16 protein-coding genes are annotated in these 15,976 nt (G+C 42.0%); 10 read left to right on the forward strand and 6 right to left on the reverse strand.

The genetic code is table 11. The annotated features are described in order from the left end of the window. Positions 1–345 precede the first annotated feature (345 nt). Together CS022_RS14660 and CS022_RS14665 are read left to right on the forward strand one after the other, a co-directional pair. Entirely contained in the window at positions 346–1,020 is a 675-nt protein-coding gene (locus CS022_RS14660) for a response regulator transcription factor (RefSeq protein ID WP_129122922.1), read from the forward strand. After that, positions 1,017–2,201: a sensor histidine kinase gene (locus CS022_RS14665; RefSeq protein ID WP_129122923.1), complete on the forward strand. Its 1,185-nt coding sequence runs from the start codon at positions 1,017–1,019 to the stop codon at positions 2,199–2,201. The genes CS022_RS14660 and CS022_RS14665 overlap by 4 nt, the downstream gene beginning before the upstream one ends. A gap of 81 nt (positions 2,202–2,282) precedes the next feature. On the opposite strand, the gene CS022_RS14670 is transcribed toward CS022_RS14665, so the two are convergent. Continuing rightward, the gene (locus CS022_RS14670; RefSeq protein WP_129122924.1) at positions 2,283–3,020 is read right to left on the reverse strand and encodes an EAL domain-containing protein; all 738 of its coding nucleotides are present in this window, start codon (positions 3,018–3,020) and stop codon (positions 2,283–2,285) included. 253 nt (positions 3,021–3,273) lie between these two features. On the opposite strand from CS022_RS14670, the gene CS022_RS14675 reads away from it, so the two are divergent. From CS022_RS14675 to CS022_RS14685, 3 genes are all read left to right on the forward strand, one after another. Next, a complete protein-coding gene (locus CS022_RS14675) occupies positions 3,274–4,236 on the forward strand; it encodes a nucleoside hydrolase (RefSeq protein ID WP_129122925.1) in 963 nt (320 codons plus the stop codon). A gap of 133 nt (positions 4,237–4,369) precedes the next feature. Next, on the forward strand, positions 4,370–5,305 hold the full coding sequence (locus CS022_RS14680; protein WP_129122926.1) for an AEC family transporter: 936 nt from the start codon (positions 4,370–4,372) through the stop codon (positions 5,303–5,305). A 258-nt stretch (positions 5,306–5,563) separates the two neighbouring features. Further along, on the forward strand, positions 5,564–6,025 hold the full coding sequence (locus tag CS022_RS14685; protein WP_129122927.1) for a hypothetical protein: 462 nt from the start codon (positions 5,564–5,566) through the stop codon (positions 6,023–6,025). A 97-nt stretch (positions 6,026–6,122) separates the two neighbouring features. On the opposite strand, the gene CS022_RS14690 is transcribed toward CS022_RS14685, so the two are convergent. The 3 genes from CS022_RS14690 to CS022_RS14695 are packed head-to-tail and all read right to left on the reverse strand — an operon-like array spanning position 6,123 to position 8,958. Then, positions 6,123–7,430 (reverse strand): DUF1501 domain-containing protein, encoded by a 1,308-nt coding sequence (locus CS022_RS14690; protein ID WP_129122928.1) that lies wholly within the window; start codon positions 7,428–7,430, stop codon positions 6,123–6,125. Next, a complete protein-coding gene (locus CS022_RS25445) occupies positions 7,427–7,903 on the reverse strand; it encodes a DUF1800 family protein (protein ID WP_408057248.1) in 477 nt (158 codons plus the stop codon). The genes CS022_RS14690 and CS022_RS25445 overlap by 4 nt, the downstream gene beginning before the upstream one ends. A 38-nt stretch (positions 7,904–7,941) precedes the next feature. Continuing rightward, complete coding sequence (locus CS022_RS14695; RefSeq protein ID WP_201746292.1) at positions 7,942–8,958, reverse strand: DUF1800 domain-containing protein; 1,017 nt, start codon at positions 8,956–8,958, stop codon at positions 7,942–7,944. 273 nt (positions 8,959–9,231) lie between these two features. Here CS022_RS14695 and CS022_RS14700 point away from each other — a divergent pair, with 273 nt between their 5' ends. Next, positions 9,232–9,708, forward strand: coding sequence for an RDD family protein (locus CS022_RS14700; RefSeq protein WP_129122929.1), 477 nt, complete (start codon positions 9,232–9,234; stop codon positions 9,706–9,708). 6 nt (positions 9,709–9,714) lie between these two features. Then, positions 9,715–10,164: an MAPEG family protein gene (locus CS022_RS14705; RefSeq protein ID WP_129122930.1), complete on the forward strand. Its 450-nt coding sequence runs from the start codon at positions 9,715–9,717 to the stop codon at positions 10,162–10,164. Between the two features lie 111 nt (positions 10,165–10,275). Here CS022_RS14705 and CS022_RS14710 read toward each other — a convergent pair whose 3' ends face one another. Continuing rightward, complete coding sequence (locus tag CS022_RS14710) at positions 10,276–11,544, reverse strand: O-acetylhomoserine aminocarboxypropyltransferase/cysteine synthase family protein (RefSeq protein WP_129122931.1); 1,269 nt, start codon at positions 11,542–11,544, stop codon at positions 10,276–10,278. A 970-nt stretch (positions 11,545–12,514) separates the two neighbouring features. Between CS022_RS14710 and CS022_RS14715 the strand changes: the two genes are divergently transcribed. Genes CS022_RS14715 through CS022_RS14725 form a run of 3 tightly spaced genes read left to right on the forward strand, consistent with a single transcriptional unit; the run spans position 12,515 to position 14,780 of the window. Further along, complete coding sequence (locus CS022_RS14715; RefSeq protein WP_129122932.1) at positions 12,515–12,994, forward strand: Gfo/Idh/MocA family protein; 480 nt, start codon at positions 12,515–12,517, stop codon at positions 12,992–12,994. Next, complete coding sequence (locus CS022_RS14720; RefSeq protein ID WP_129122933.1) at positions 12,934–13,416, forward strand: hypothetical protein; 483 nt, start codon at positions 12,934–12,936, stop codon at positions 13,414–13,416. The genes CS022_RS14715 and CS022_RS14720 overlap by 61 nt, the downstream gene beginning before the upstream one ends. Continuing rightward, a complete protein-coding gene (locus tag CS022_RS14725) occupies positions 13,413–14,780 on the forward strand; it encodes an MATE family efflux transporter (protein WP_129122934.1) in 1,368 nt (455 codons plus the stop codon). Before CS022_RS14720 ends, CS022_RS14725 begins: the two co-directional genes overlap by 4 nt. 46 nt (positions 14,781–14,826) lie before the next feature. On the opposite strand, the gene CS022_RS14730 is transcribed toward CS022_RS14725, so the two are convergent. Continuing rightward, positions 14,827–15,693, reverse strand: coding sequence for a helix-turn-helix domain-containing protein (locus CS022_RS14730; protein WP_129122935.1), 867 nt, complete (start codon positions 15,691–15,693; stop codon positions 14,827–14,829). Positions 15,694–15,976: the final 283 nt, after the last annotated feature.

Genomic DNA, 15,976 nt, shown 5'->3' on the forward strand with positions numbered 1-15,976 from the left:
GTTAATGTTCAACAAGTTGCACGTTTCATTAATAGTGTAGTTTGAAACGTATGCTACCTGTTCAAACACATACTGTCCCGGATAGGCCTGAGTAAATACGGCACATATCAATAATTAAATGCATGGCCTTTTAAACTTTCTGGATGATTGAAGTCAGAAAAATAGACATTTCGCCTTTGATAACATCATCAAAAATGTAAAATAGCGATGATATTCAATTGAATCATATCTTACGATTCACTCTGTTGTTATATTGTTAATATATAATAATAATTTAAATTAAATGTTGATGCTGGTTTTGTTCATAAATCACTCAAGATTCTCTATTTATAAAGAATAAAAAATATGTGTATAGATATTCTTATCATTGAAGATGATAAAGAACTTGGTGATATGTTGACCTACTTTTTAAGTACGGTTGAAAACTATTCAGTTTTTCGTCATAACTCTGGTGAAAATGCGTTGAATCTGGTTATAGAAAAAACGCCCCGTCTTATATTGCTTGATATTCAGTTACCTGTTCATACGGGGTTTGAAATACTGACTTCTTTAAGGGATGCATCGATTCTTACCCCGGTTATCATGATGACTGCTAATGATAGCGAGCTTTCAGAGACAAACGCATTGGTTCTTGGCGCTGATGATTACATTAGAAAGCCAATCAGAGCTAATGTGCTGAAAGAAAGAATTAAACGACTTATTTCTCCCACTGTGAAATTACAAGAAAAACTTATCCTTTCGATGAAAGAGAGCCAACTTCTTTATCAAGATATAACCGTTCATTTATTACCCTCCGAGTTTGAAATTTTGGAGATACTTGCTCAAAGCGATGAACCAAAGTCAGTACACGATTTATTCTTTGATATTCATGGTTACGAAGCAAATGCTGATGATAAATCGATATATATGCGTTTGTCCTCGTTAAGAAAGAAAATAAGTAAATATTTTGTTGGTCAGGAGTTAATAAAAAATAAGCGAAGTAGAGGATTTTATTTAACCCGAGATATTGAAAAACAATGAGAACATTTTTTTTACAAATCACACTTTCTGTTCTTCTTGGCTTTATTTTCGCAAAAGCAGTTTCTGAAGCTTACTTAACCCTTTGGGTTGAGGAATTCTCACCAGATACGCCCTCAATATGCAAACCAGGTGTCTTAAATTCTGCTGAAGAGATTTCATACTCATGCAAAGATGGCGAAACGTGCTCAGATTCATTCATTTGTCTGATTGATACAGATGTAGAGAAAATCTCAGCCTATCCGCCAATGCAAGGGTTCTCGGATGGAGGCACGCCCGTGGCGATGAAGCTGGAAAAAGACGACCCGTATGTTTTTGTCAGCAGAGCCTATGCATTTAGGATTTGGACGGTTGATCTCTTACTACAACTTGGCTGTACCTTGCTGGTGATGGGGGGAATCTTATTTTCGTGGTCTCGCGGGTTAGGTCGGCTTGAGGAGCTTTCAAGTGCGTTGTCGTGCGGAGACCTGAGACGTAGGGTTCGTTTGCACGGACCTGAGCCGGTGAAATCTCTGATTGCCAATCAACATGCAATGGCAGATTCGATTTTACGGTTGCAGCGCAAGAAGAAACTGATCTTCGGTTCTTTACCTCATGACATCAGAACGCCGTTAGCTGCAATTCAGTTAACCACAGATATTTTGTCGCAACATGAGGGTGACAGTAAGTTTCTGCGCAATAAGCTGTCAGGGCAGGTCTCTAACCTTAACCTAATATGTGAAAGTAGCCTCCATCTTTATAAGATCCTGAATAACGAGGTAGAGTTGCACAAAGAGCAGTTTACGTTTGAATCGGTGCTTATCGACTCTTTAGCGCTGATTCCAGAAGACAAGTGCTATCGGTTTGTGAACTGTAATCAGACCCTCATTTCTGACAAGAAGCTGGTTACCATACTTTTGCAAAACAGTTTGTCTAATGCTTTTCGCTATACCAAAAGCTGTGTTGATGTTTCCTTCAAGTCTTATCCTCATCATGACGTTATTCGAATCAACGATGATGGTCCGGGTTTTCCTGACGATGTGGTCGCAACATTCAGAAATAAAGATACGTCTTTAATTAAAAATGCCGATGGATTTGGCATCGGTTTAGTTTTGATTTATGAGCTAACCATGCTGTTATCCGGTCAGGTTGTTATCAGTAATACAGAGGCTGGTGGTGAGGTTTTGGTGGTCATAAACAAGTAGATTTCTCTTTGCGAAGCTTTCAGCACAAGGAATGGGAGCTCCCTGCACAATATGGTTTCTCGCTATAAGCTTTGTGGGGCTTTACTGGTTTCTCAACGCATAGTTTGTGAAGCTCATGTCCATGTCTAGTGGTCTTGCGTAGTAAAACCCTTGCGCGTAAATGTCGTACGCTTTGAGCTGGCAGTGCATATAGCTTGTTTCAATGCCTTCCGTGACGATGTCTTTGCAATGCAATATTACTGTTTCAAGCAGTGCTTTCATTGCATCGGGTTTGTCGATGTTGCTGTAGAGAAAGCGCTGGTCGATTTTGATGGCATCCCAGCGAATAAGATTGAGCACTAGATCATTGACCGGGGAGGGCAGATAGTCGTCCAGCCAAATCTGGTAGCCATGTTCTTTTAGCAGTGCCGCTGAATCCCAGAATTGCAGGTGTTGGCCAGTGAACGTATCGATTTCTGTCACTTCTATCGCCAGTGGGAAACGCGCCATGTTGATGACTTCTTCCATGTACTTAGGTTGCACAAAGTAACGCATCGGAATATTGATAGAAATTGTCAAATTTGCTGAGTTGTAGATATCAGCTTGTTCGTTGAGTGCGGTGATCTGGTCTCGGATGATGGTTTGCAGGCTGACTTCGTTTAGATTTGCAAAGAAAGGTTCGCTGTTTAGGCATTCTCCAGATTGGAGTTTGACACGTGTTAACAGTTCAAGTGCATGCGTTTTTAACGTTTTAATATCAATAATGGGCTGCAGGCAGAAGGTAAGGGAAGGGGAACTTTTTGTCTTGATGGCTGGCCTCTGGGCCGTATCTGTATTCATTGCTTTCTCTTATTTGTCTGTTCTTTGACTGACTTGTTTTAGGGGTACACGTTAATGTCGTACGAGCTGGATGAACAGTAATCAAAGTTAAGCAAAATAAAGCTCAAGGTAAGGTAGGATGCGTGCGATCACATTCGACTTTCTCAACGCCTCGAAACTCGGGTCGTAAAAAGGTGAATGTTGTAACATCGTGACAATACTAACGATGCAACCAGACACCATTGATTGAGATGGCTGGATGAATGAGGCAAGGATGGCTGAAACAATTATTCTGGACACGGATCCGGGTATCGACGATGCAATGGCAATCATGTATGTGTTGGCGAACAAACATCTTAAGTTAATGGGCATTACCACAGTCTTCGGTAACGCCACAATTGAAGACACAACCCGAAATGCTCTGTTCATCAAGGATAAATTCAATGCTTCTTTTGATGTTGCATGCGGTGCCGCTGCTCCACTGATAAAGACCCCGAATGGACCGACAGTTATTGTGCATGGTGAGCATGGTCTTGGCAGTGTCGTTGCAGACGCACCAAAATCAGTCGCTGAAGAAGAAACGGCTTGGCAGTACATGGCCAAAAAAATTACTGCTAACCCGGGTGAAATCACGTTGGTGGCTGTGGGGCCTCTTACTAATCTCGCGCTGCTTGTTCAGAATGCACCCGAAGCCGTCTCACTGGTTAAGAACGTTGTGATTATGGGCGGTGCTTTTGGTGAAAACGGGCATAGAGGTAATGTTTCGCCTGTTGCGGAGGCAAATGTTCATGACGACCCTCATGCTGCAAATATTGTTTTTGCTGCAAACTGGCCAGTGGTTGTTATCGGTCTTGATGTGACACACGAGATAGCGTGTGAAGAGCACTATATCGAAACACTTCGAGATCATGCAGGTGAAAAAGGGCGCTTTATTTATGATGTCAGTCAGTTTTATCTTGGCTTTTACGAAACTGAGTTAAAACGAAAAGCCTGTTACTTACACGACCCCGCTGCGTTGGTTTACGTGTCTCGGCCCGAGTTATTTGAACTCAGAGAAGGACCGATTGTAGTTGTAGAAGAGGGAGGCGCTGAGGGGATGACGATCCAGAAAACAGAAAGTAGAGTCTTTTCAAATGATGCGTGGGAACAAAGACCAAGTCAGTCTGTGGCGATCAGCGTTGATAGCGAGGCGGTTTTAAACCATTTCTCTGATACGCTAATTGGTGACCACGCCTAGCGTCTCAACTTCGTTTTAAACCATTGCCTCTCATTCTTGTAAGATGAACGGCTGAGTTATCAATCAATCTTAGCCATTTCCTTTATTAGAGGTACGCAAATCGGCTGTTCGATATAAATTTCTGGGTTAGAAGATGTTAGTTGTTGTTTCTATTTTACCTGTTTTTCTGGTGTCACTTTTTGGTTTCCTGACCGCAAAATCAGGAAAGTTATCCCGCTCAGATATTCAGTCACTTTCTAAATTTACCTTCTCAATGGCTATTCCGGTGATGTTGTTTACTAAAATGTCGACGCTCGCCGTGCCGGATAATATTGAATGGAGCCTATTACTCTCTTATTACCTGTCAGTATTCATTGTTTTCTCGTTAACAGCGTTTATCGCGAGGTATCTATTTAGCGATGAGTGCGAAACACAGAGTGTACTGGGCTTTTCTGCAACGTTTTCAAATGCGGTTGTTATTGGTATACCTGTTATCCACTATACGCTGGGGGATGACGCAATGCTTCCCCTGTTCATGTTGATATCAGTTCATGCGCTAACCATCTATTTACTTGGGTTTTTCTTTGCTGAACGTGGACGTTTTGACCGTAAAAAAGTGCTTCTATCGGTTGTGCGAATTTTTAGTGAGATACTGAAAAACCCAATTACACTTGCCATCTTCAGCGGTCTTTTGGTCAATGTTTTGCCATTCTCACTGCCCGATTTGCTGAGTGCTTCGCTTTCCCTGTTCTCTGAAGCGGCGATACCTCTGACGTTGTTCGTCTTGGGCGCGTCGATCAGTCAATTTCCGTTAACATTTAGCTCAAGGGTTCCGTTGCTTCTGGTGGTGTTTAAAAACCTGATGCTACCTCTGCTGGTGTATCTATTCAGCACGTATGTATTTGGTTTGAGTGAAACATGGACGGTTACCGCAACTGTGATGGCTTCTATGCCGATTGGTGTGAATGCATATATTTTTTCTCAGCGCTATCAGAGGATTATGCCTGAAGTAGCTACATCGATTTTGTTCTCTACGGTATTCAGTATTCTCAGTGTCCCGTTGTGTTTATGGCTGTTGACTAACCAGTAGATTTTGCATTCCCTGACGGATTTTTCCTAAAGTACCAAAAATTAGGACAATACATTGATTAGAAGCTACTAAATAATAAGGAAAAATGGAGGCCGATTTAAATTTTGTCTATCAATATGGAACTATCTCCTTCTCCAGGTCACTCACCTTTAAAGTAAAAAGACTAAACGTACTTTTTAGCGTTTGTCTTTTTTAATTCAATGCAGCCCAGTAAACACACATTACTGGTAACTGTGTCAGATGGTGAGGAGAGTTGATATGAATTTAGGGGGCTTGGGACCACAAACAATGGCCCTGGGCGGTAGCGTAAGCCCTACGGGTTTTGTAAACGCTGGAACGTCAGCGAGTCAAGGTATTGGTGGATGGCACGGCAATGTTTTTAACGGAAAAGGTTACGATTTTCTGCTTAATAACAATCAGCCAAGGCAGCCTGCACCTCAGCCGCAACAGGCTCAGCAACAACCCCAGCAACCGCAGCAGCAGCCGATAAGGCACGTTAATTTCGCACAACGAGCGGCAACACAGCCGACCGTCATTGCGGCAGTCGCCTCAAAATCAGCAAAGCCGCAGATATCCAGTTCGACCAAGACGTTCAATGGTTCGACAGGCGGAACTGAAGGGAAATCGTCAAGCGTCAGAAGCGATACGTCTATTTTGCAGCGTGAATACAATGCTGCAACGGGCGGCGGTATCAGCCAAAGTGGTGCAGACCGCTTTTGAACCTAGTTTTCATTTAGAAAAGCGCTTATCAAGATAGCTTATAAGCGCTTTTTTTGCCTCTTAAAAACCATTAACGGATGAGATGGGAAATCAACGATCATATAATCGACAGCGGTGTATCTCTGAAGTTGATGAGGTTCGGGAAAATGTCCTGAATGATGGTGCTGCTCACACCCAGCCAACTACAGAGGTCCGCGTTTACTTGATCCGATGCAATACCGGGAATTATCCTGCCGTTTTTGTAGTCACTCTCACTGCCTTGAGAGAGATCTGGCCATCGACCAAATGCTTTTCCCCCCTTGACCGCGCCGCCCAATATAAACTGATGTCCACCCCAACCGTGGTCTGTGCCAGTCTCGTTAGCCTGAGCTCGTCGGCCAAAATCCGACATCGTCAGGGTGATGACTTGATCTGAGATGCCGAGTTTAACAAGTGACTCTTGGAAACTGGCTAACGCTTCGCTGACCTGCTTAAGCAGTATGGGATGCTTTTCTCGCTGGTCATGATGGGTATCAAATCCCCCCATGCCCACAAAAAATACCTGTCTGGGTTGTTTGAGAGAGTGGCGTGCATCAATCAGCCTTTCTACCATGGCTAATTGGCCACCCAAATCGCTCTGTGGGTAGTTGCCTTTCACTGTGTGTTTCTGGAGAATTTCCCTGAGGCTTTCGTTCTCCAATACACTGTCACGCATTTTTCTCGCATAGTTTTCCGAATACAGATTACTGTAACCCGCATCAGAAAAGTGTTCGAAGTAGCCATCTCGAAGTGCTGACTGGTGCCATGCTTCATATTCACCGACACCGCTCTTACTGACGATGGTCTGAGGCAGGCGATCTCCTCGGGTTAGAAGCGAATCACCTTTGACGGAAAATAGCGGTGATAGATCACTTGTAGGATTAAGTGAATCCATGACTCGACCCGCCCAGCCAAGGGAGAGCCCAAGGTTACTTGCGCCTGTTTGCCACATTGCCTGCTGGGTGTTGTGTGCCATCAAAAAGTCAGGAAGTGTCACGCGTTTGGCTTTGATGTCTGATGCCTTGGTAGGTTCGATAAGCTGGCCGCTATTAATGATGGCTGAAGCTTCTCCGCGCTTGAAGAAAGGCACAAGCTTTTCCATTGCCTTGTGAATACCAAGTGGCTCACCGTTCTCTGTTCGAAGGCCTGTATCTATCACATCATTTCTACTCAAGGCCAACGAGGGACGAACCTTTTTATAGGTCTCATACCCTGCCTGTGAGAGAGGAATCAAAGTGTTATAAGCATCGTTGCCGCCAAAAAGAAAGACGATAACTAATGCTTTGTGATCCTGCGGCTCAGAGGCTATGCTGATTGACGGCGTGACGCTCGATGCTGCGGTCAATGCTGCTGATGTTTTCAGGAATTGTCTTCTGCTTGTCTTCATACGATAGCCTCCTCAGCAAAAAACTCTGGGGATGTCAGAGCCACATATAGGGTGCCGCGAACTCTGCTTAGCGCGGGCTTTCTATTAAGGGAGTTGTCTAAGAGCTTTATCAGTCGTTGTCGAAGCGCATCGGACATTGTCTGACCAAAAAATCGCTCGTCCACCAGTGCAACCAAATCTGTCGACGTCTTCTGCGCTTTAAGAAAATCAGAAGCATCGTAAGCCCACAATTTCTTCCTGCCCCCGCCAGTCGCTCCACTCATTTGCCAGATAAGGTTTTGGATTTGCAACAAATAATTTGAGGTCGTTAGTTTGAATTCGGGTGCGGTGAGTCCTATGTCTGAAATCTCGCCCTGTGGTGCAAAATCAGGTGTGTAGAAATTAAACACAGACGGTGCAGCTAAGGGAGCTTGGCCTAGCTTTTTTGCGGTGCTGATGTCTCGCCAGACTTTTCTTTGCGAGCGCATGCCCAATGCCCGGGCTTGATTGGCAATGGCAATGATCGGCTCTTTTAACTTACCAAAGTGGCGATGCCTTGCTGCTTCGTCGTTGCCGGCGCAACGCCGTTCACTGCATCTGGATCGGTGAGAATGGCGAACAGCGTTGCTTTGAGATCACCTCTTACACCTTTACCGTTATTTTTAAATACCGTGGCGACACGCTGGATAAACTCAGGTCTAGGGTTACTGGCCACGAAGCGTTTTATCAGAAGGTTAGCGATAAATGGTGGCGTATTTGGATGATTGAACAGCAAGTCCACGGCTTGTGACAGGTCTTGTTCAGCGGATTGTTTGGGTTTGAAAATTGCCCCCAATACTGTCTTTTCCCCTTTATCGTGGTGTCTGCTCTTCGAGACCATGGGAGAGGTGCTGCTTCCGCCACTCCAACCCGTGAGAACTCGCGACAACTCTTCGACATCTTCCTGTGTGTAGGCAGGGATCTTTCGGCCTGATTGATCCAATTTTGGTGTGCCGTCATCATTCAACAGCCATAAACCCAGCGTGAAAAGCTGCATACATTCGCGGGCATAGTTTTCGTCTGGGAAGGTATTCTTTTTGATGTTGGCTTTCCGACTGCCGCGCAATGTCAGGAAACGACCCATGGCAATATGTAGCGTCACGTCGTAAAAAAGATCCCGGAAGTTCTCTAGGGCATGTTTTACGAGTAAATCGTAGTAACTCGCCAAGAGTTGATGGTTACTGGCTCCGTTCTCAGAGACGACGAAAATCTGGCTCAGAGCAAAGGCCATTCTTTGTCTGACCTGATCTTCACCTTCCAGACTGTTTCTCCACCAAGCGCCAAGTCTTGCTGTGCCTCTCACTCTGTTCTTTTTTTCAAAGTCCGGTGTGAACTCAATGGATAAGGGGAGGTGTAGACTTGGCTTGACCTTACTTTGGTTCTCATACCACTGCCTGAAGCCGATGACTTTCACTGCTTCTAGGTCTTTCTTGTTTGCCCCAAAGGTTGCCTGACACAGAAGTCTGTGAATCCGTTTGGGTGAGTTGTCGATGTCACTCATTACTGCCATTCTTACCCCGTTTGCATAGTCGGTGGTGAAAATACGTGGTATCTGCTCCTAAACAGGGACTAACAATAAAGAGCTTTTGGTCGACGTGGAAAGTCTCTTTACGCATATTTACACCTATTTATGAACGCTTACTCGCGATTTAATGCTTATTTTCCTTCAGTGTGATGCTGAGACTCTGAGTGATGAACAAATATTGAGTCATCACAAATGCTTGATAGCAGGTATTATTATTGGTATCTGCACAATTATTTACTGAGCCTGCTGGTAGTCTAAATGGACGAAGAATCAGATAATCAACATCAGCATCACTATGTAGGTTTTTTCCCACGTGTGGTTGCATCGCTCATCGACGGTGTGTTGATGGCGATTGTGACGGTACCGATCCTTTACTCGGTCTATGGAGAACAATACCTGCATTCTGAAAAAATTTTTCTGGGGAGTACGGATATGTTCGTGAGGGTTGTTCTACCTTTTATCGTCACGATCCTCTTTTGGTCTTACCGCGCGGCAACTCCTGGAAAAATGGTGCTTTCGGCCAAAATCGTTGATGCACAAACGGGGCTAAGGCCGACAACAACACAATATGTTGTTCGATATTTGGGTTACATTATCGCGTCGGTGCCGTTTGGGCTGGGATTATTCTGGATAGCTATTGATCAACGTAAGCAAGGCTGGCACGACAAATTAGCTGGCACGCTGGTGATTTATTCCAATAAAAATAAAGACAACTTATCGATTTTTGAGGGGTGATGAGTAGTGTTGCAAGAGTTACTGACAACGACATTATGGCTTCAGGTATTAGCGATGATTTCACTGACCTTTGTCGTATGGGTTTACATGTATATCCGCCGTTTGTCCTACATTATGACGCATCATGTTGACTACGCGAAATTGGGGAAATCTTCTGCGCTGGTTGAACTAATGCCTGAAGAGGTTTCATATCCTTCAGATAATCTTAAAAACCTCTTTGAGTTGCCTGTGCTTTTCTACGTGATAAGCGTAATGGCGATTCAGTCGGGTTTGGTTGATGAGGTACTTTCAATAGCGGCGTGGGCGTATGTCTGTCTTAGGGGAATACATAGTTTGATCCACTGTACTGTTAATAATGTACATCTGAGATTTACGTTCTACATTTTTTCTAGCTTGGTGTTATGGTTCATGGTTGTTCATGTTGCTGTGGTGATGTTGTCAGCGCCCTTACTTTGATGAGTCGTTTCCACCACCAAGATAAAAAAAGAAGTCCAACTGGGCTTCTTTTCATTATCAGTTTTAAACCACCTCCTATGGAGGTGGTGACCGTTGAGCTAAATAAACGCCTTAAGCGTTCAGTGCTTGCTCGATATCAGCAATAATGTCATCAATGTGCTCAATACCCACCGATATCCGAATCATCTCTGGTGTGACACCTGCTTGAGCTTGTTCTTCTGGTGTTAACTGGCGGTGTGTAGTTGATGCTGGGTGACATGCCAGTGATTTCGCATCCCCAATGTTTACCAGTCGTTTGATCATTTGAAGGGCATCAAAGAAGCGAACGCCTGCGTCGTAGCCGTCTTTAAGACCAAACGAAAGAATGGCAGAGGGTTTACCGCCCATGTACTTCTCTGCCAGAGGGTAGTACTCAGACGATTCAAGACCTGCATAGCTTACCCAACTAACCTTGTCGTTAGATTCGAGATACTGGGCCACTTTAACTGCATTTTCGACATGTCTTTCCATACGAAGTGGAAGAGTTTCAAGACCTTGCATTAACATGAAAGCATTCATGGGTGAGAGCGCTGCACCAGTGTTACGCAGCGGCACAGTGCGCGCGCGTCCAATAAAGGCAGCTGGACCAAACGCTTCTGTGTAAACAACGCCGTGATAAGAAGGCTCTGGCTGATTAAGGACTGGGAAGCGTTCTTTATGCTGATCCCAAGGGAATGTGCCCGAATCAACAATCACACCCCCCAGGGTGGTACCGTGGCCACCGATATACTTGGTCAACGAGTGAACCACGATATCTGCACCGTGTTGGATTGGCTTACATAACACTGGTGTCGCAACGGTATTATCAACGATGACAGGAACGCCTTGTGCGTGGGCAAGGTCAGCGATTCCGGCGATATCGACAATGTTACCTGCTGGGTTACCGATGCTTTCGCAATACACGGCTTTGGTATTCTCATCGATCAGCTCGGCGAGGCTTTCAGGGCTGTCATCTTTTGCAAATCTTACTTCGATGCCCTGATTAGGCAGCATGTGGGCAAACAGCGTATAAGTACCGCCATAGAGTTGCGGTGTAGAGACGATATTGTCACCAGCTTGAGCGAGAGTAAGGATGGCATAATTGATCGCAGCACTACCGGCACTAACGACTAACGATGCGATACCACCCTCTAACGCAGCCATCCGTTGTTCTAACACATCATTGGTTGGGTTCATGATGCGTGTATAGATATTGCCGGGAACTTCGAGGTTAAATAAATCCGCACCATGCTGAGCATTGTCGAATTCATAAGCTACGGTTTGATAAATTGGCGTGGCAACACTTTTGGTTGTTGGATCCGTGGTATATCCGTGATGTATCGCAAGTGTTTCGTCTTTCATAGATTGTTTCCATCCCTAGTGATTATTTTCAACAAACGCGTTCGAACCATGAGCACTTGTTATATTGCCCCTTCTTAAATGGACCATTATGTCTCTCGTCGTCGTCCACAAGGCTGGTTTACTATGGCAGATAACAGATACGAGCAACGCGTCAAAGCTCAAAGTTTGTGCACCAGATTGTGGCAGAGTTAACAACTGTTGTACGTAGCAAGAATGAGTGCAGCGCATGAAATTCTGTCATTTCGATCGTCTTTGTCAAAGTCGCCAGACACTTCGCGTTGTGGTGACTAACTAATTGGTATCCCACAATAAAAGTCAGTGTAAGAATTAATCGCGGCATCAGTGAGATTTTCGTGAGCACGAATAATTCGGTACTCAAACCTCACGATATAGTCGGCAGATTTATGCTCTTGCCTGATGATAATGGGGACGTGATTTTCCTTCAGATCAGCTTTTCAGCCTATCGGCCGACTAAAAAGCATCAGTTAAAAATAGCTAATGAGCAAATATGATCGTGAGACGGGTATTTCTATTTAGGCCCGAATCTGTCGGCTCCAAGTGAAAATTATTGCGCGAGGAAAATGCTCTGGTGAAGCTACTGGATGAGGCAAACCGCAGGCTCATCTACACGCAGGCACATATTGATCAGATAGCCTGTTGTATTGGCTTTGAAGGCCCAGCATATTTCTCAACGACTTTAAGCAAAACACAGGCATAAAACCTCAAGCGTCACGTATTGGGTAAACCTCACGAATCTATATATTCGAGATACGATTAAACAATAAGAAAAAACATGTTGAATCATAGTAAAAAAATTACTGTAAGTTGTTATGTTTTCCCATGTTAGGAAAGCAATCTTTCAAATACGATGTAAATGTCTCTGATTGGTAAGTGCCACAACATTGAAGTGTATATTAATTATTTAAAATTAAGAGATAAATACTAATTTACTTAAGTTGAAATTCTACTTATGAAGATAGCTTTAATTGGAATAGGAGATATTGCTCGTAAAGCATATTTACCTATATTGTCGCGCACTCCTGAAATGGAGTTAATTCTATGCGGAAGAAAAGAAGAGCTTGTCAAGTTAGTAGCGGAAGAATTCAAGATAAACCAGATTGTTATTGATTATAAAAAACTTAAAGATATGAACATAGATGCTGTAATGATTCATACAACAAGTCAATCGCATTTTGAAATCGCACACTATTTCCTAAACATTGGCATAGCAGTATTTGTTGATAAACCAGCTGCAATGTTATATTCAGAATATGAAAATTTACATAATATTGCGGAGAAAAAGTCTACGCCTTTATTCATTGGTTTTAATCGTCGGTATAGTCCCCTGTGGAGTAAGTACCTTAATAGTGAAAGGATTCAAGATTTTCAATGGAAAAAAATAGATACAAACATCCTTCGTCACCAAGAGATTTTATCTTTAATGATATGATACATGTAGTAGATTCACTAAATATATTAGGTGACACATCACCTGACTCTATACATGTAAATTACCTGTCAAATATGGGGATGCTATCGAAAGTTAATATCTCATGGGAAAGCAGATACTGCTTGTTTAGTGGGAGTATGAATAGAGAATATGGTAAAACGATTGAAACCTTAGAGTTTTCAACTGCAAATAAAACTTATCAGTTCAGTGACTTTTTTAATGGCGTGGTCCATGAAAATGAAAGTTCAAGTATGCTTAATTTGCCTGAGTGGTCCGATATTTTATACGCAAAAGGATTTTATGCAATGATTGAAGAATGGATAAGATCTATCAAAGTAGGCAAAGTTGATTCTAAGATAAAAAACAGAGATTTGAATACACATTATGTTTGTGAATATTTAGTTAAAAAAGTAGAAAAATGAAAAAAAACAAAACGCAAAACTCATCAAGTAATATCGTTATAGAGAAAGGTCTAGTAAAGATAACATGGCCAATCTTTATCGAAGTTCTTCTTACATATCTAATAACATTTACTGACGTTCTATTTTTAAATAGCATCTCTGATTCTTCAGCAGCGGCAATTGGTACTCTTATGCCAGTTATCGTAATCCCAATTGTCATTTTACACTCTCTATCGATTGGGACGACTGGCGTTTTAGGTCAGATGCTTGGCGCAAATATGTATAAAAGGCTAGCGGCAAATTATTATTTTACTATTATCTTCAACTTTTCAATTGGCTTATGCGTGACGTTAGTTTACTTATTACTTCACCAAGATATTGGAAAGTGGATGGGGCTTAATGACGATATGAACATATTAACAAGTTCATATTTGTTGATTTTTGCACCAGCACTACTCATAAAGTCTATTCAAATTGGTTATGGAAGTATCCTAAATATCAATGGATGGACAAATCTGAATATGTACTCCACACTCATTGCTAATATATTAAATATTATTTTAAACTCAATTTTTATTTTTGGTTGGTTAGATTTTGGCTTTGATGGTGTACAGTATGTAGCGCTTGCATCTGCTTTATCTTACTTGGTTGGTCTATCTATTGTTATTTACTTTGTTCATTTAAATAAAAAAGTGAAATTTAATTTTCATGGTTCATTTTTGGAAATGAAACAGTATTTAAGTCAATCAATGAAAATAGGTATCCCTGCAACAATGGAGCCGATGTCATATGAATTTAATCGTTTTTTTATCACTGTAACTGTTATTTCACTTGGTACTCTAGCTATATCAACAAGAATATATACATTGAACTTGATACTTATACCAGTTATATACTCGCAAGCAATAGGCGTTGGAAATAGAATTATTGTCTCTCATCTTTTAGGTGCTGGTGATTTTACAAGAATAGGTGAACAAATTCGCCAAAGTATTAGACTCAGTATATTGGGAAGTGCAGCCATGATCTTAATTATATGGTTAAGCTCTGACTTCGCTTTCCAAATATTCACTCAGGACAGAGATATATGGGTGCTAGGCTCAACTTTGCTTTTTATTGACCTACTTCGTCACCCTGCTGGCGCTGTGAATATGGTGATTGTAAACAGCCTTGTGGTATCAGGAGATGCAAAATACCCGGTAACGCTATCTATCGCCAGTATGTGGTTAGTGTGTCTACCACTTGTCTTCTTGTTTTCAGTTGTATTTGACTATGGGCTAGTTGGTGTTTGGCTTGCACTTTTAGTCGATGAATACTTACGCTGTATTGTGTGCAGTTTAAGGTGGAAACATGGAGTATGGCGACATGCTTCACCATTAGCCGTTTGATATACGCAGGCTGAGATTATTGATTTTTTGTAAACTCAGCCTATTTTCAATTACTTTTCAATGATTCATACTTTGAAATTTCGCTATCTAGCTGTTCATTAATTAATGACTGTGATACGGACTTAAATATTTCCTGTATCGAAACCTTTTGATGACGTGAAGAGGAATTAATTATTGGTAACATTAGGGAAATTCGATGATTCCTTCTAAGATTAAATTTAGAAAATTCAGTTTTTCCTGTCGTCGCCCAGCGACTATTCAGCTGCAAAATTGAATGAGAACGCGCAAAGAAAGAAAAAGATATTCTTGGGGAGTTAATTTGCTTTTCATATTGCTGATATGCTGAGAGAGATATACCTAAAAGCTCAGATAATGAATCTTGCGATAGTTCAAGGCAATCACGAATTAGCTTCATGTTTTTAGCAACTTTCACATAATAGTTCGACTCAATGTCAATAAGTATATTGCTTAAATCAGGTACATCACCGAAAAATACCTCTTGTTCAGATGCTACGTCTACAATTTCTCGGCTCAATGAAAATAAAGAGTTGAAAACTAAATCACTCGAATGAGATAAGGCACATAAGAATGGGACGAGCTCCCATACTTTTTCGGGGATACTCACATATTGAGCATAGTCAGTATCACTAAGAAGGAGTGTATTTGGCGAGCCAGTGATGATTGACCATCTTGCAACTGAATGCATTTTGGGACAATCTTCACCTTTTTCGTACTTCCTATATTGTGCAATCGATACACCAAAAGCTTCCGCCATGACCTGCTGATTAATATCAGCAATTTTTCTGTACTTTAAAAGGTTTCTCCCTATCTGATAAGCAAAGTTTTCGTCGTCAAACGTTATTGCTAATGGCTCTTTTAAAGAGTTAATTTGTTCAAAACAAAAATAGTCCAATCTTTACCCTTTAAATCAAATGAATAAATTCGCTATCAAGTAGTTATAGAATATTCTGTCAGTTAGTCTCTGAATTGTCTTTTCAAAGTACTCTGGTCAATGTAATGCCTTTCGATTGACAGAATCACCTCTCATAAATTTGAAAACATCATGTATGATTCTGTTTAATAGTAATTATCACCCTAGATTTTACCAAAAGGGTGTTAACAGAGTTGAATTGACTTATTCGTTATTGATCGGTTCTCAGTGAGGAATGTTTTTGAGGTGAATAATTCGATTTTTA

Origin of the sequence: Veronia nyctiphanis, from assembly GCF_004116385.1 — a bacterium.
GTDB classification, from domain to species: domain Bacteria; phylum Pseudomonadota; class Gammaproteobacteria; order Enterobacterales; family Vibrionaceae; genus Veronia; species Veronia nyctiphanis.

Excerpts from the sequence above, each read along its gene's own strand:
- CS022_RS14660 (WP_129122922.1), top strand. The coding sequence starts at position 346 with ATGTGTATAGATATTCTTATCATTGAAGATGATAAAGAACTTGGTGAT.
- CS022_RS14715 (WP_129122932.1), top strand. The coding sequence starts at position 12,515 with ATGAAGATAGCTTTAATTGGAATAGGAGATATTGCTCGTAAAGCATAT.
- CS022_RS14680 (WP_129122926.1), top strand. The coding sequence starts at position 4,370 with ATGTTAGTTGTTGTTTCTATTTTACCTGTTTTTCTGGTGTCACTTTTT.
- CS022_RS14720 (WP_129122933.1), top strand. The coding sequence starts at position 12,934 with ATGGAAAAAAATAGATACAAACATCCTTCGTCACCAAGAGATTTTATC.
- CS022_RS14710 (WP_129122931.1), bottom strand. The coding sequence starts at position 11,544 with ATGAAAGACGAAACACTTGCGATACATCACGGATATACCACGGATCCA.
- CS022_RS14725 (WP_129122934.1), top strand. The coding sequence starts at position 13,413 with ATGAAAAAAAACAAAACGCAAAACTCATCAAGTAATATCGTTATAGAG.
- CS022_RS14685 (WP_129122927.1), top strand. The coding sequence starts at position 5,564 with ATGAATTTAGGGGGCTTGGGACCACAAACAATGGCCCTGGGCGGTAGC.
- CS022_RS14670 (WP_129122924.1), bottom strand. The coding sequence starts at position 3,020 with ATGAATACAGATACGGCCCAGAGGCCAGCCATCAAGACAAAAAGTTCC.
- CS022_RS14675 (WP_129122925.1), top strand. The coding sequence starts at position 3,274 with ATGGCTGAAACAATTATTCTGGACACGGATCCGGGTATCGACGATGCA.
- CS022_RS14665 (WP_129122923.1), top strand. The coding sequence starts at position 1,017 with ATGAGAACATTTTTTTTACAAATCACACTTTCTGTTCTTCTTGGCTTT.
- CS022_RS14700 (WP_129122929.1), top strand. The coding sequence starts at position 9,232 with ATGGACGAAGAATCAGATAATCAACATCAGCATCACTATGTAGGTTTT.
- CS022_RS14695 (WP_201746292.1), bottom strand. The coding sequence starts at position 8,958 with ATGGCAGTAATGAGTGACATCGACAACTCACCCAAACGGATTCACAGA.
- CS022_RS14690 (WP_129122928.1), bottom strand. The coding sequence starts at position 7,430 with ATGAAGACAAGCAGAAGACAATTCCTGAAAACATCAGCAGCATTGACC.